Origin of the sequence: Pseudomonas sp. JY-Q (genome assembly GCF_001655295.1) — a bacterium.
Lineage (GTDB): Bacteria > Pseudomonadota > Gammaproteobacteria > Pseudomonadales > Pseudomonadaceae > Aquipseudomonas > Aquipseudomonas alloputida.
Window position 1 is genome coordinate 1 of record NZ_CP011525.1, and the last position, 13,278, is coordinate 13,278.

Sequence of the window (13,278 nt, forward strand, 5' to 3'; positions counted from 1 at the left end):
ATGGAAATACGCACGCCAAACCGCCTGCCTTTCCATCGCTGGGCGGTTTTTCCGGTACTGCTGGCTCAATTTGTCGTACTGCTGCTGGCAACCTTGGTGGTGTGGCAGTGGAAAGGGTCGGTCAGTGGATATTCAGGCCTTTGCGGAGGTTTGATTGCCTGGCTGCCCAATGTGTATTTCGCCTGGAAGGCTTTTCGCTTCAGCGGGGCTCGGGCGGCACAAGCTATCGTCAAGTCGTTTTACGCTGGCGAGGCAGGCAAGATGATTTTGACGGCAGTGCTTTTTGCACTGACCTTTGCAGGAGTGAAGCCACTGGCGCCGCTAGCAGTATTCGGCGTCTTCGTGTTGACCCTTTTGGTCAGCTGGTTCGCGCCCCTGCTGATGAATAAAAGACTTTCGAGACCTTAGGGCGTTTGAGGCAACCATGGCAGCAGAAACCGCTTCGGGCTATATCCAGCACCACTTGCAGAACCTGACCTACGGTCAACTACCAGACGGCAGCTGGGGCTTCGCCCATTCGGCTGCAGAAGCCAAGGCAATGGGCTTCTGGGCGTTCCACCTGGACACCCTGGGTTGGTCCGTCGCGCTGGGTCTGATCTTCCTGTTGATCTTCCGCATGGCGGCCAAGAAGGCGACTTCCGGCCAACCTGGCGGTCTGCAGAACTTCGTTGAGGTGATGGTCGACTTCGTCAACGGCAGCGTGAAGGACTCCTTCCACGGCCGTAGCCCGGTAATCGCACCACTGGCGCTGACCATTTTCGTCTGGGTATTCCTGATGAACGCCGTTGACCTGGTACCGGTCGACTGGATTCCTCAGCTGGCCATCCTGATTTCCGGTGACCCGCACATTCCGTTCCGCGCCGTGTCGACCACCGACCCGAACGCGACCCTGGCCATGGCCTTCTGCGTCTTCGCCCTGATCATCTTCTACAGCATCAAGGTCAAGGGACTGGGCGGCTTCATCGGTGAGCTGACCCTGCACCCGTTTGGCAGCAAGAATATCTTCGTGCAGATCCTGCTGATTCCGGTCAACTTCCTGCTGGAATTCGTCACCCTGATCGCCAAACCGATCTCGCTGGCACTGCGTCTGTTCGGCAACATGTATGCTGGCGAGCTGGTGTTCATCCTGATCGCTGTAATGTTCGGCTCCGGCCTGCTGTGGCTCAGCGGCCTGGGTGTGGTGCTGCAATGGGCGTGGGCTGTGTTCCACATCCTGATCATCACCCTGCAAGCTTTCATCTTCATGATGCTGACCATCGTCTACCTGTCGATGGCTCACGAAGATAACCATTAAGACCGCCTGGCGTGTCTGATAGCCTTCCCTGCCGGTACGGGGGGAGGGCTTAAAAAGTCCGCAAGGGCATGCTGTACCAAACGATTTGTTTTACCGCTTCAAACTAAAAACCTAACCAATACGACGTAAAAGTCGGGAGGAAAGATGGAAACTGTAGTTGGTCTGACCGCTATCGCTGTTGCTCTGCTGATCGGCCTGGGTGCTCTGGGTACCGCCATTGGTTTCGGCCTGCTGGGTGGCAAATTCCTGGAAGGCGCTGCTCGTCAGCCAGAAATGGTTCCGATGCTGCAGGTCAAAATGTTCATCGTTGCCGGTCTGCTCGACGCCGTAACCATGATCGGTGTTGGTATCGCTCTGTTCTTCACCTTCGCGAATCCGTTCGTTGGTCAGATCGCCGGCTAATCACTCGTCACCACGAGTTGATGGCTGTATGAATTAAGACCGAGCGAGGTGTTGGCGTGAACATTAATGCAACCCTGATTGGCCAATCCGTTGCTTTCCTGATTTTTGTACTCTTCTGCATGAAGTATGTATGGCCTCCGGTCATCACTGCTCTGCAAGAGCGCCAAAAGAAGATTGCCGACGGCTTGGACGCTGCCAACCGCGCAGCTCGCGACCTGGAGCTGGCCCAAGAGAAAGCGGGTCAGCAACTGCGTGAAGCTAAAGCACAAGCAGCCGAAATCATCGAGCAAAGCAAGAAACGCGCTGCTCAGCTTGTCGAGGAAGCCCGTGAACAGGCCCGCGTCGAAGCTGACCGTGTGAAGGCTCAGGCTCTGGCCGAGATCGAACAGGAACTGAACAGCGCTAAAGACGCCCTGCGTGCCCAAGTGGGTGCTCTGGCCGTTGGTGGTGCTGAAAAGATCCTTGGCGCCACAATCGATCAAAACGCGCATGCGGAGCTGGTTAACAAACTGGCCGCTGAAATTTAAGCGAGGGCGATCATGGCAGAACTGACCACGTTGGCCCGACCTTACGCTAAGGCTGCCTTTGAGCATGCCCAGGCCCATCAGCAACTGGCCAATTGGTCAGCCATGCTCGGCCTGGCTGCTGCGGTGTCGCAAGACGACACCATGCAGCGCCTGCTCAAGGCCCCGCGACTGACGAGCGCAGAAAAGGCCGCCACGTTCATTGACGTGTGCGGTGACAAGTTCAATGCACAGGCACAGAATTTCATTCATGTTGCCGCGGAAAACGACCGTCTCCTGCTTCTGCCGGAGATTGCCGCCCTGTTCGACCTGTACAAGGCCGAGCAAGAGAAATCCGTGGACGTGGAAGTCACCAGTGCCTTCGCGTTGAACCAAGAACAGCAAGACAAACTCGCCAAGGTTCTCAGTGCACGGTTAGGCCAGGAAGTGCGCCTGCACGCGTCGGAGGATGCCAGCCTGATTGGCGGCGTCGTCATCCGCGCCGGTGACCTGGTAATCGATGGCTCTGTTCGCGGCAAAATCGCGAAACTGGCCGAAGCATTGAAATCTTGAGTTTGAAGGGGCAGCAGAGCAATGCAGCAACTCAATCCTTCCGAAATTAGTGAAATCATCAAGGGCCGCATCGATAACCTCGATGTGAGCTCCCAAGCCCGTAACGAAGGTACCGTCGTTTCGGTATCCGACGGTATCGTGCGGATCCACGGTCTGGCCGACGTTATGTACGGCGAAATGATCGAGTTCCCTGGCGGCGTCTACGGCATGGCCCTGAACCTGGAGCAAGACTCCGTAGGTGCAGTGATCCTGGGTGCATACGACACCCTCGCCGAAGGCATGAGCGCCAAGTGCACCGGCCGCATCCTGGAAGTTCCGGTTGGTAAGGAACTGCTGGGTCGCGTCGTCGACGCACTGGGCAACCCGATCGACGGCAAAGGTCCTCTGGGCAACACCCAGACCGACGCAGTCGAGAAAGTGGCTCCAGGCGTGATCTGGCGTAAGTCGGTAGACCAGCCTGTACAGACTGGTTACAAATCCGTCGACGCCATGATCCCTGTCGGCCGTGGCCAGCGTGAGCTGATCATTGGCGACCGTCAGATCGGCAAGACCGCCATGGCCATCGACGCCATCATCAACCAGAAAGACTCCGGTATTTTCTGCGTTTATGTTGCTGTCGGCCAGAAGCGTTCCACTGTTGCCAACATCGTTCGCAAGCTGGAAGAAAACGGCGCCCTGGCCAACACCATCGTGGTTGTTGCCAGTGCTTCGGAATCCGCCGCACTGCAATTCCTGGCGCCATACGCCGGTTGCACCATGGGCGAGTTCTTCCGCGACCGCGGTGAAGACGCACTGATCGTTTACGATGACCTGTCCAAGCAGGCCGTTGCCTACCGTCAGATCTCCCTGCTGCTGCGTCGTCCACCAGGACGCGAAGCATACCCAGGCGACGTGTTCTATCTCCACTCCCGTCTGCTGGAGCGTGCATCGCGCGTTTCGGAAGAGTACGTCGAGAAGTTCACCAACGGTGCTGTCACTGGCAAAACCGGTTCCCTGACCGCTCTGCCGATCATCGAAACCCAGGCTGGCGACGTTTCTGCGTTCGTTCCGACCAACGTGATTTCCATCACTGACGGTCAGATCTTCCTGGAATCGGCCATGTTCAACTCGGGCATCCGCCCTGCAGTGAACGCCGGTGTTTCGGTATCCCGTGTAGGTGGTGCCGCTCAGACCAAGATCATCAAGAAGCTGTCCGGTGGTATTCGTACCGCTCTGGCTCAGTACCGTGAACTGGCTGCATTCGCCCAGTTCGCGTCCGATCTGGACGAAGCGACCCGCAAGCAGCTGGAGCATGGTCAGCGCGTTACCGAGCTGATGAAGCAGAAGCAGTACGCGCCGATGTCCATCGCGGACATGGCTCTGTCGCTGTACGCCGCTGAGCGTGGCTTCCTGATCGACGTAGAAGTCTCCAAGATCGGCAGCTTCGAGCAAGCTCTGATCGCCTTCTTCAACCGTGATCACGCTGAACTGATGGCGAAGATCAACGTGAAGGGTGACTTCAACGACGAAATCGACGCAGGCCTGAAAGCCGGTATCGAGAAGTTCAAGGCCACCCAGACCTGGTAAGCCGCAGCGGGGGCTCAGGCCCCCGCTTGCTAACCTGATAGGTGATACATGGCAGGCGCAAAAGAGATTCGCAGTAAGATTGCGAGCATCAAAAGCACGCAAAAAATTACCAGCGCCATGGAGAAAGTGGCGGTCAGCAAGATGCGCAAGGCACAAATGCGCATGGCTGCTAGCCGTCCTTACGCGGAACGTATCCGCCAGGTGATCGGTCATCTGGCCAACGCCAACCCGGAATACCGCCACCCGTTCATGATCGAGCGCCCTGTAAAGCGCGCTGGTTATATCGTGGTGAGCAGTGACCGTGGTCTGTGCGGTGGCTTGAACACCAACCTGTTCAAGGCCCTGGTCAAGGACATGAGCGCAAACCGCGAACAGGGCGTGGAAATCGACCTGTGCGTGATCGGCAGCAAGGGTGCGACTTTCTTCCGCATCTTTGGCGGCAACGTCGTAGCAGCGATCAGCCACTTGGGCGAAGAGCCATCGATCAACGATCTGATCGGCTCCGTCAAAGTGATGCTGGACGCCTACCTGGACGGCCGTATCGATCGCCTCTCGGTGGTTTCGAACAAGTTCATCAATACCATGACCCAGAAGCCGACGGTCGAGCAATTGGTACCGTTGGTGGCAACCCCGGATCAGGATCTCAAGCATCACTGGGACTACCTGTACGAACCCGACGCAAAAGAGCTGCTGGACGGCTTGATGGTGCGCTACGTGGAGTCGCAGGTATACCAGGCGGTGGTCGAGAACAACGCTGCTGAACAAGCGGCCCGGATGATCGCCATGAAGAACGCCACAGACAACGCCGGTGATTTGATCAAAGAGCTTCAGTTGATCTACAACAAGGCGCGTCAGGCTGCGATCACCCAGGAGATCTCGGAAATCGTCGGCGGCGCTGCCGCGGTTTAACGGTTCACATATTCAGAGGATCCAGCTATGAGTAGCGGACGTATCGTTCAAATCATCGGCGCCGTCATCGACGTGGAATTCCCACGTGACGTCGTGCCGAGTGTATACAACGCGCTTAAAGTACAAGGCGCGGAAACCACCCTGGAAGTTCAGCAGCAGCTGGGCGACGGCGTGGTTCGTACCATTGCGATGGGCTCGACCGAAGGCCTGAAGCGCGGTCTGGATGTCGTCGACACCGGCGCTGCCATTTCCGTTCCAGTTGGTAAGGCCACCCTGGGCCGTATCATGGACGTACTGGGCAACCCGATCGACGAAGCCGGCCCGATCGGCGAAGAAGAGCGTCGCGGTATCCACCAGCCAGCGCCTTCGTTCGCTGACCAGGCAGGCGGCAACGACCTGCTGGAAACCGGCATCAAGGTTATCGACCTGGTTTGCCCGTTCGCCAAGGGTGGTAAGGTTGGTCTGTTCGGTGGTGCCGGTGTCGGCAAGACCGTAAACATGATGGAACTGATCCGTAACATCGCCATGGAACACAGCGGTTACTCCGTGTTCGCTGGTGTGGGTGAGCGTACTCGTGAGGGTAACGACTTCTACCACGAGATGAAGGACTCCAACGTTCTCGACAAAGTAGCGCTGGTCTACGGTCAGATGAACGAGCCACCAGGAAACCGTCTGCGTGTAGCGCTGACCGGCCTGACCATGGCCGAGAAGTTCCGTGACGAAGGTAACGACGTTCTGCTGTTCGTCGACAACATCTATCGTTACACCCTGGCCGGTACTGAAGTATCCGCACTGCTGGGCCGTATGCCTTCGGCAGTAGGTTACCAGCCGACCCTGGCTGAAGAGATGGGCGTTCTGCAAGAGCGCATCACCTCCACCAAGGAAGGTTCGATCACCTCCGTACAGGCCGTATATGTACCTGCGGACGACTTGACCGACCCGTCGCCAGCGACCACCTTCGCCCACTTGGACGCCACCGTCGTTCTGTCCCGTGATATCGCCTCCCTGGGTATCTACCCAGCGGTCGACCCACTGGACTCGACTTCGCGCCAGCTGGACCCGAACGTGATCGGCAACGAGCACTACGAGACCGCTCGTGGCGTTCAGTATGTTCTGCAGCGCTACAAAGAGCTGAAGGACATCATTGCGATCCTGGGTATGGACGAACTGTCCGAAGCCGACAAGCAACTGGTAGCCCGCGCTCGTAAGATCCAGCGCTTCCTGTCGCAGCCGTTCTTCGTGGCAGAAGTCTTCACCGGTTCGCCAGGTAAGTACGTTTCCCTGAAAGACACCATCGCTGGCTTCAGCGGCATCCTCAAAGGTGACTACGACCACCTGCCAGAACAAGCGTTCTACATGGTCGGCAGCATCGACGAAGCGATCGAGAAAGCCAAGAAACTGTAATTCCTGCGCCCCGCAAGGGGCGCTATCAGGTTGAGGCAAGCAGATGGCTATGACAGTCCATTGCGATATCGTCAGCGCGGAAGGAGAGATCTTCTCCGGCCTGGTCGAGATGGTGGTTGCGCACGGTAACCTGGGTGATCTTGGTATCGCTCCAGGCCATGCGCCGCTGATCACCAATCTCAAGCCTGGTCCGATCACGCTGACCAAGCAGGGTGGCGCACAAGAGGTGTTCTACATCTCTGGTGGTTTCCTCGAGGTTCAGCCGAACATGGTCAAGGTGCTTGCCGATACCGTGCAACGTGCTACAGACCTGGATGAAGCTCAGGCTCAGGAGGCCCTCAAGGCTGCCGAGAACGCCCTGAATCTGAAAGGCGCGGACTTCGACTACAGTGCCGCCGCCGCACGTCTGGCCGAGGCCGCAGCCCAGCTGCGTACCGTCCAGCAAATGCGCAAAGGCAAGTAATCGGCCCCGGCTGATAACTGCTGTTGCGATTGAGTAAAAGGGTAGCCTCGGCTACCCTTTTTCTTTTTCTGTTTTCTCCCCCCGGTCTTTCACTGACCGCCCAGGATTGGTAGCCAGTAATGTCACTCGATATCGTTATTCTCGCCGCCGGCCAAGGCACCCGCATGCGCTCGGCGCTGCCCAAAGTGTTGCACCCGGTAGCTGGCAATTCCATGCTCGGCCATGTTATCCACAGCGCGCGCCAACTTCAGCCGCAAGGTATTCATGTGGTCATTGGCCATGGTGCCGAGCTGGTTCGCGAGCGCTTGGCCGCTGACGACCTGAATTTCGTCATGCAGGATAAACAGCTGGGTACCGGTCATGCTGTTGCCCAGGCACTGCCAGCGCTGACCGCTGATACCGTGCTGGTGTTGTACGGCGACGTGCCGTTGATCGAAGTGGAGACCCTGCAGCGTCTGTTGGCGAAGGCCAACGATCAACAGCTGGGACTGCTGACAGTCACCCTCGACGATCCGACCGGTTATGGCCGGATCGTGCGTGACGAGCAGGGCAGGGTAACTGCCATCGTTGAGCACAAGGACGCCAACGACGCGCAAAAAGCGATCAAGGAAGGCAACACCGGCATTCTGGCGCTGCCAGCCGCGCGTCTGGCTGACTGGATGGGCCGGCTGTCGAACAACAACGCCCAGGGCGAGTATTACCTGACCGACGTAATTGCCATGGCAGTGGCCGATGGCTTGGTGGTGGCAACTGAACAGCCACACGACGCTATGGAAGTGCAGGGCGCCAACGACCGCCGCCAGCTCTCCGAGCTGGAGCGTCACTACCAGTTGCGTGAAGGCCGCCGTCTGATGGCTCAGGGGGTTACCCTGCGTGACCCGGCACGCTTCGATGTTCGGGGTGAAGTCAGCGTTGGTCGTGATGTGCTGATCGACATCAACGTGATTCTCGAAGGCAAGGTGGTCATCGAAGACGATGTGCAGATCGGCCCTAACTGCGTGATCAAGAACACGACCCTGCGCAAAGGCGCGGTGGTCAAGGCCAACAGCCACCTCGAAGGCGCTGTGATGGGCGAAGGCAGCGATGCTGGCCCGTTCGCCCGCCTGCGTCCGGGCAGCGTACTGGACGCCAAGGCCCATGTGGGTAACTTCGTCGAACTGAAAAACGCCCACCTGGGTGAGGGGGCCAAGGCTGGTCACCTGACCTACCTGGGGGATGCCGAAATCGGTGCGCGCACCAATATCGGCGCCGGCACCATCACCTGCAACTACGATGGCGCCAACAAGTTCAAGACCGTGATGGGTGAAGACGTGTTCATCGGTTCGAACAACTCGCTGGTGGCGCCTGTGGAAATCAAGGCCGGCGCGACCACCGCAGCCGGCTCGACCATCACCCAGGCCGTAGAAGCGGGTGACCTGGCTGTAGCCCGTGCGCGCCAGCGCAACATTTCGGGCTGGAAGCGCCCGGAGAAGATCAAGAAGAGCTGAGTTATTCACAGCCGTTTCGATCGAAAGCCGACTTATGTGAATAAGTCGGCTTTTTTATTGGCGCTGCCGCGCCAAAAGGACCGCGTCAAAGCAGAAGCAAACAATCCACAGGTCAGCGACAGCTTGACGAATCGCGCGTCTTAGGTTTTGATTGCAACCACTAACTTTCGAATCGAAACTTAAACGCACATGTCGAAACGAAACACACCACAACGGCGACACAATATTCTGGCTTTGCTCAGCGAGCAGGGTGAGGTAAGTGTGGACGCGTTGGCCAAGCGTTTCGCCACCTCGGAAGTGACCATTCGCAAAGACCTCGCCGCCTTGGAAACCAACGGCTTGTTGTTACGCCGCTACGGTGGTGCGGTGCCGGTGCCGCAAGAGTTGCTCGGTGAACCGGCACAACCCGTCTCTTCCTATAAAAAGGCCATTGCGCGTGCTGCTGTGGGGCGTATCCGCGAACATGCGCGCATTATCATCGACAGCGGCAGCACTACGGCGGCAATGATCCCCGAACTGGGGCGCCAGCCAGGCCTGGTGGTGATGACCAATTCGCTGAATGTGGCCCGTGCAATCTGCGACCTCGAACACGAGCCGGTGCTGCTGATGACCGGTGGCACGTGGGACCCGCATTCCGAATCGTTTCAGGGCCAGGTCGCGGAGCAGGTACTGCGCTCCTACGATTTCGACCAATTATTCATCGGTGCCGATGGCATCGACCTCGGCCGGGGTACCACCACCTTCAACGAGCTGCTTGGGCTGAGCCGGGTCATGGCCGAAGTTGCCCGTGAAGTAATCGTGATGGTCGAGTCGGACAAGGTGGGGCGCAAGATCCCTAACCTCGAGCTGCCCTGGGGCAGTGTGCACACCCTTATTACAGATGAACGCCTGCCAGCAGCAGCGCGCGAACAAATTCAAGCCCGCGGCATCAACCTGATCTGCGCCGCGATCAGCCAGGAGCAATAAAACATGTGTGGAATCGTTGGTGCTGTCGCCGAGCGTAATATCACAGCCATCCTGATCGAAGGCCTCAAGCGTCTTGAATACCGCGGTTACGACAGCGCCGGTTTGGCTGTACTCACCCAGAACGGTGAACTGCAGCGCCGCCGGCGCATTGGTAAGGTCAGTGAGCTGGAGGTTGCTGTTGCTGATGACCCACTGGCAGGCCAGCTGGGTATTGCCCACACCCGCTGGGCTACCCACGGCGCGCCGACTGAAGGCAACGCCCACCCGCACTTCTCGGGCAATGACGTGGCCGTGGTGCACAACGGCATCATCGAGAACCACGAGGAGCTGCGCGAAGAGCTGAAGGGCCTGGGCTATGTCTTCACTTCGCAGACCGATACCGAAGTCATCGTCCACCTGATCCACCACACCCTGAAGAACATTCCAGACCTGACCGACGCCCTTAAGGCGGCGGTGAAGCGCCTGCACGGCGCTTACGGCCTCGCGCTGATCAGTGCCAAGCAGCCGGACCGCCTGGTGGCAGCACGCAGTGGTAGCCCGCTGGTTATCGGCCTGGGCCTTGGCGAGAACTTCCTGGCGTCCGACCAGCTGGCGCTGCGTCAGGTTACTGACCGCTTCATGTACCTGGAGGAAGGCGACATCGCTGAAATCCGCCGTGATCAGGTCTCTATCTGGGACCAGCAGGGCAACAAGGTCCAGCGCGAAACCGTGCAGTACCACGAAGGTGCCGAGGCTGCCGACAAGGGCGCTTACCGTCACTTCATGCTCAAGGAAATTCACGAGCAGCCAAGCGTTGTTCAGCGCACGCTTGAAGGCCGCCTGGGCAAGGACAACGTGCTGGTCCAGGCCTTTGGCCCGCAAGCTGCCGACCTGTTTGCCAAGGTGCGCAACGTGCAGATCGTTGCCTGTGGCACCAGCTACCACGCCGGTATGGTTGCGCGTTACTGGCTGGAAAGCCTGGCCGGCATCCCTTGCCAGGTGGAAGTGGCCAGCGAGTTCCGCTACCGCAAGGTGGTGGTGCAGGCGGACACGCTGTTCGTTTCCATCTCGCAGTCCGGCGAAACCGCCGATACCTTGGCCGCACTGCGCAACGCCAAGGAGTTGGGTTTCCTTGGCAGCCTGGCGATCTGCAACGTGGGTATCAGCTCGCTGGTACGCGAGTCGGACTTGACCCTGCTGACCTTGGCCGGCCCTGAAATCGGCGTGGCTTCGACCAAAGCGTTCACCACCCAGCTGGTTTCGCTGATGCTGCTGACCCTGGCCCTTGGTCAGGTGCGCGGTACGCTGGAAGCCGGTGTCGAAGCTGAGCTGGTTGAAGAGCTGCGTCGCCTGCCGACCCGCCTGGGCGAAGCCCTGGCCATGGATGCCACCGTCGAGAAAATTGCCGAGCTGTTCGCCGACAAGCACCATACCCTGTTCCTTGGCCGCGGCGCGCAGTACCCGGTGGCGATGGAAGGTGCTCTCAAGCTTAAGGAAATCTCCTACATCCACGCCGAAGCGTACCCTGCAGGCGAGTTGAAGCACGGCCCGCTGGCGTTGGTGGACAACGACATGCCGGTGGTTACCGTTGCACCCAACAACGAACTGCTGGAGAAGCTGAAGTCCAACTTGCAGGAAGTGCGTGCCCGTGGTGGCGAGCTGGTCGTGTTCGCCGACGAGCACGCTGGCATGACCAATGGTGAAGGCACCCACGTGATCAAGGTGCCGCACATTGCCGATGCCCTGGCGCCAATCCTGTACACCATTCCGCTGCAGTTGCTGTCTTATTACGTGGCCGTGCTAAAGGGGACCGACGTTGACCAGCCGCGTAATCTGGCCAAGTCGGTGACTGTCGAGTAACGGGTAGTCAGGTGTTGATCAACTGGATTTAGAGAATTAAAACTGTCGGAAGCGGCCGAGGATTCCTCGGTTCGCTTTCCGTTCAGTGGCTTCTCACATTAATCAGTTCAAGGCGCCTCGCAGAGAGAGTAGGCCCACTGCGGGGCCTGCTCATCTATATTAAAACGCAAGTCATGTGTATGACTTAACCGCCACTTGTTGCAGTCGACGGTATTCAAGCGCCAGCAGATACAAACAGCTAGGGACGACAATTAGATCAATTCCGATATGGAACAAGCTAAATGGGTTGTTATGCACAAGCAGGTAGCGGCATGCACCCATGATACCTCCCGCCAAAGGCAGATAAGAACCCAGCCACAGGCCTAGTGTGCCAGGTTTTAGGAGGTATATGCCTACAACAAGATAGATCGCCCCGAACGTTGCAGCACCAATTACGTTTAGCGCGAAACCATAAACCACTAGTTGTGACAAATGGGTTACACCGGATAGCAACATGAGAGCCGCCGACAGTTTTCGTATTCCTTTGAGAGTATTTGAACTCATGCTGTTAATCCCTTTAGAGTTTAGTGGCGATGGCGCGGAACGCTGCTAGAGTTTCTTCCGAAGTTTTCTTGGGGTCGTACGCAGGATTGGTACTCAGCTGAACCACCACCAACTGCTTGGGCTGATTGACATAAAGGTATTGTCCGCCAAAGCCTATTCCCATGAACTCTCCCTCTCCGCCAACCGGAACCCACCACTGGTGGCTGTAACCAAACAGAGGGCGCTCTGGCAATTGCTGCAGGAAAGGTTCGGAAGGGTGCATGCTTTCATTTATCCAGGCCTTGCTGATCAGCTGTTGGCCTTGCCACTCTCCGCCATGAGCCAATAGCATCCCCATGCGGCCAAGGTCGCGCAGGCGTGCATTCAAACCCACCCAGGCATGCTCTATCGCCTTGCTCTTATCGGTCTGATCGAGGAGCCAGTAGGCACTGCTCTCTGTGCCTATTCGCGACCAAATATTGTTCTCCATGAACTGCGATAGGGAGGTGCCGGTAACACGCTCGACAAGCATCCCCAGAACCTGAGTATTGGTATTGATATAGGTGAATCGCTCACCGTGATGGCTGCGCTCGCTGTACAGTGCAGTAGTAGGATGCTGCCGGATTGACTGATTGCAGCCGAAGCTCTTACCTGCGGCGGCTTCAATGTCTCTTCCACGGCCCGCGGCTTCGGGGTTCTGTCCTGCGAATTGCATTGCGGTGGTCATGTCCAGCACCTGGCGGACCGTGGCTGTGGCATAAGCACTGTGTGCCAGTTCCGGTAAATAGCGGGTTATTGGGTCGTCCAGGCTAGCGATCTTTCCTTGCTCCACGGCGACACCGACCAGCAAGCCAACTAGGGACTTGGTCATCGAGTTGATCAAGAAATGGCTCTGCTGCGAAGCGCCGTTGAAGTACTGCTCTTGCAGAATCTGCCCATCGTGCAGAACCAGAAAAGCGTTGCTGCGCGTGCTTTTCAGAAAGTCGTCGAGACTGCGTTCCTTGCCTTCATAGCTGTAGTCGACCTTGCCCAGAGGCTGGCCTGCGGTTAGCGCGAAAGGCTTGGCCGCAGCGGGGATTTCGCGAGACGGGAAGTGCTGATAAGCGTTCCGATAATTCTGCGGTGCCGATGCGGTGGCCGTGGAGAAGTAGCTTGCAACTGCCTCTATATTCTTGGGTCCACAGACGCTGTCGGCAGCGGCGGCAGGCAGTACTGTGCCCCCGGCGAGAGAGAGAACCAAACCTAGGCTCAGCCCCCCTTGTTTTGCTGTGCGACTGAGGCTGACAGCCGTTTGAGTTAATGGGTCTATTTTTTTTGTTGTGAACATTGAGGTACTCCGGCGCCTGAGAA

14 protein-coding genes are annotated in these 13,278 nt (G+C 57.9%); 12 read left to right on the forward strand and 2 right to left on the reverse strand.

The window, feature by feature from the left end; genetic code table 11:
* From AA098_RS00005 to glmS, 12 genes are all read left to right on the forward strand, one after another.
* A complete protein-coding gene (locus AA098_RS00005; RefSeq protein ID WP_003253187.1) occupies positions 1-408 on the forward strand; it encodes a F0F1 ATP synthase subunit I in 408 nt (135 codons plus the stop codon).
* Positions 409-424: 16 nt separating this feature from the next.
* On the forward strand, positions 425-1,294 hold the full coding sequence (gene atpB / locus AA098_RS00010) for a F0F1 ATP synthase subunit A (RefSeq protein ID WP_003253188.1): 870 nt from the start codon (positions 425-427) through the stop codon (positions 1,292-1,294).
* 144 nt (positions 1,295-1,438) lie between these two features.
* Positions 1,439-1,696, forward strand: coding sequence for a F0F1 ATP synthase subunit C (atpE, locus tag AA098_RS00015; protein ID WP_003097235.1), 258 nt, complete (start codon positions 1,439-1,441; stop codon positions 1,694-1,696).
* A 56-nt stretch (positions 1,697-1,752) separates the two neighbouring features.
* Positions 1,753-2,223 carry a F0F1 ATP synthase subunit B gene (locus AA098_RS00020; RefSeq protein WP_003253189.1) on the forward strand — a complete coding sequence of 157 codons (471 nt, stop codon included), beginning with the start codon at positions 1,753-1,755 and terminating at the stop codon, positions 2,221-2,223.
* Between the two features lie 12 nt (positions 2,224-2,235).
* A complete protein-coding gene (locus AA098_RS00025; protein WP_003253191.1) occupies positions 2,236-2,772 on the forward strand; it encodes a F0F1 ATP synthase subunit delta in 537 nt (178 codons plus the stop codon).
* 21 nt (positions 2,773-2,793) lie between these two features.
* On the forward strand, positions 2,794-4,338 hold the full coding sequence (atpA, locus tag AA098_RS00030; RefSeq protein WP_003253193.1) for a F0F1 ATP synthase subunit alpha: 1,545 nt from the start codon (positions 2,794-2,796) through the stop codon (positions 4,336-4,338).
* Between the two features lie 48 nt (positions 4,339-4,386).
* Positions 4,387-5,247: a F0F1 ATP synthase subunit gamma gene (gene atpG / locus AA098_RS00035; RefSeq protein ID WP_003253195.1), complete on the forward strand. Its 861-nt coding sequence runs from the start codon at positions 4,387-4,389 to the stop codon at positions 5,245-5,247.
* Positions 5,248-5,274: 27 nt separating this feature from the next.
* A complete protein-coding gene (gene atpD, locus AA098_RS00040; RefSeq protein WP_003253197.1) occupies positions 5,275-6,651 on the forward strand; it encodes a F0F1 ATP synthase subunit beta in 1,377 nt (458 codons plus the stop codon).
* Positions 6,652-6,694: 43 nt separating this feature from the next.
* On the forward strand, positions 6,695-7,114 hold the full coding sequence (locus AA098_RS00045) for a F0F1 ATP synthase subunit epsilon (RefSeq protein ID WP_003253199.1): 420 nt from the start codon (positions 6,695-6,697) through the stop codon (positions 7,112-7,114).
* Between the two features lie 119 nt (positions 7,115-7,233).
* Entirely contained in the window at positions 7,234-8,601 is a 1,368-nt protein-coding gene (glmU, locus tag AA098_RS00050) for a bifunctional UDP-N-acetylglucosamine diphosphorylase/glucosamine-1-phosphate N-acetyltransferase GlmU (RefSeq protein WP_003253201.1), read from the forward strand.
* 189 nt (positions 8,602-8,790) lie between these two features.
* Positions 8,791-9,567 carry a DeoR/GlpR family DNA-binding transcription regulator gene (locus AA098_RS00055; RefSeq protein ID WP_003253204.1) on the forward strand — a complete coding sequence of 259 codons (777 nt, stop codon included), beginning with the start codon at positions 8,791-8,793 and terminating at the stop codon, positions 9,565-9,567.
* A gap of 3 nt (positions 9,568-9,570) precedes the next feature.
* Positions 9,571-11,406 carry a glutamine--fructose-6-phosphate transaminase (isomerizing) gene (glmS, locus tag AA098_RS00060; RefSeq protein WP_003253205.1) on the forward strand — a complete coding sequence of 612 codons (1,836 nt, stop codon included), beginning with the start codon at positions 9,571-9,573 and terminating at the stop codon, positions 11,404-11,406.
* A 171-nt stretch (positions 11,407-11,577) separates the two neighbouring features.
* On the opposite strand, the gene AA098_RS29055 is transcribed toward glmS, so the two are convergent.
* Positions 11,578-11,949, reverse strand: coding sequence for a hypothetical protein (locus AA098_RS29055; protein ID WP_127644111.1), 372 nt, complete (start codon positions 11,947-11,949; stop codon positions 11,578-11,580).
* A 13-nt stretch (positions 11,950-11,962) separates the two neighbouring features.
* Positions 11,963-13,255: a serine hydrolase gene (locus tag AA098_RS00065; protein ID WP_064613721.1), complete on the reverse strand. Its 1,293-nt coding sequence runs from the start codon at positions 13,253-13,255 to the stop codon at positions 11,963-11,965.
* Positions 13,256-13,278 lie beyond the last annotated feature (23 nt).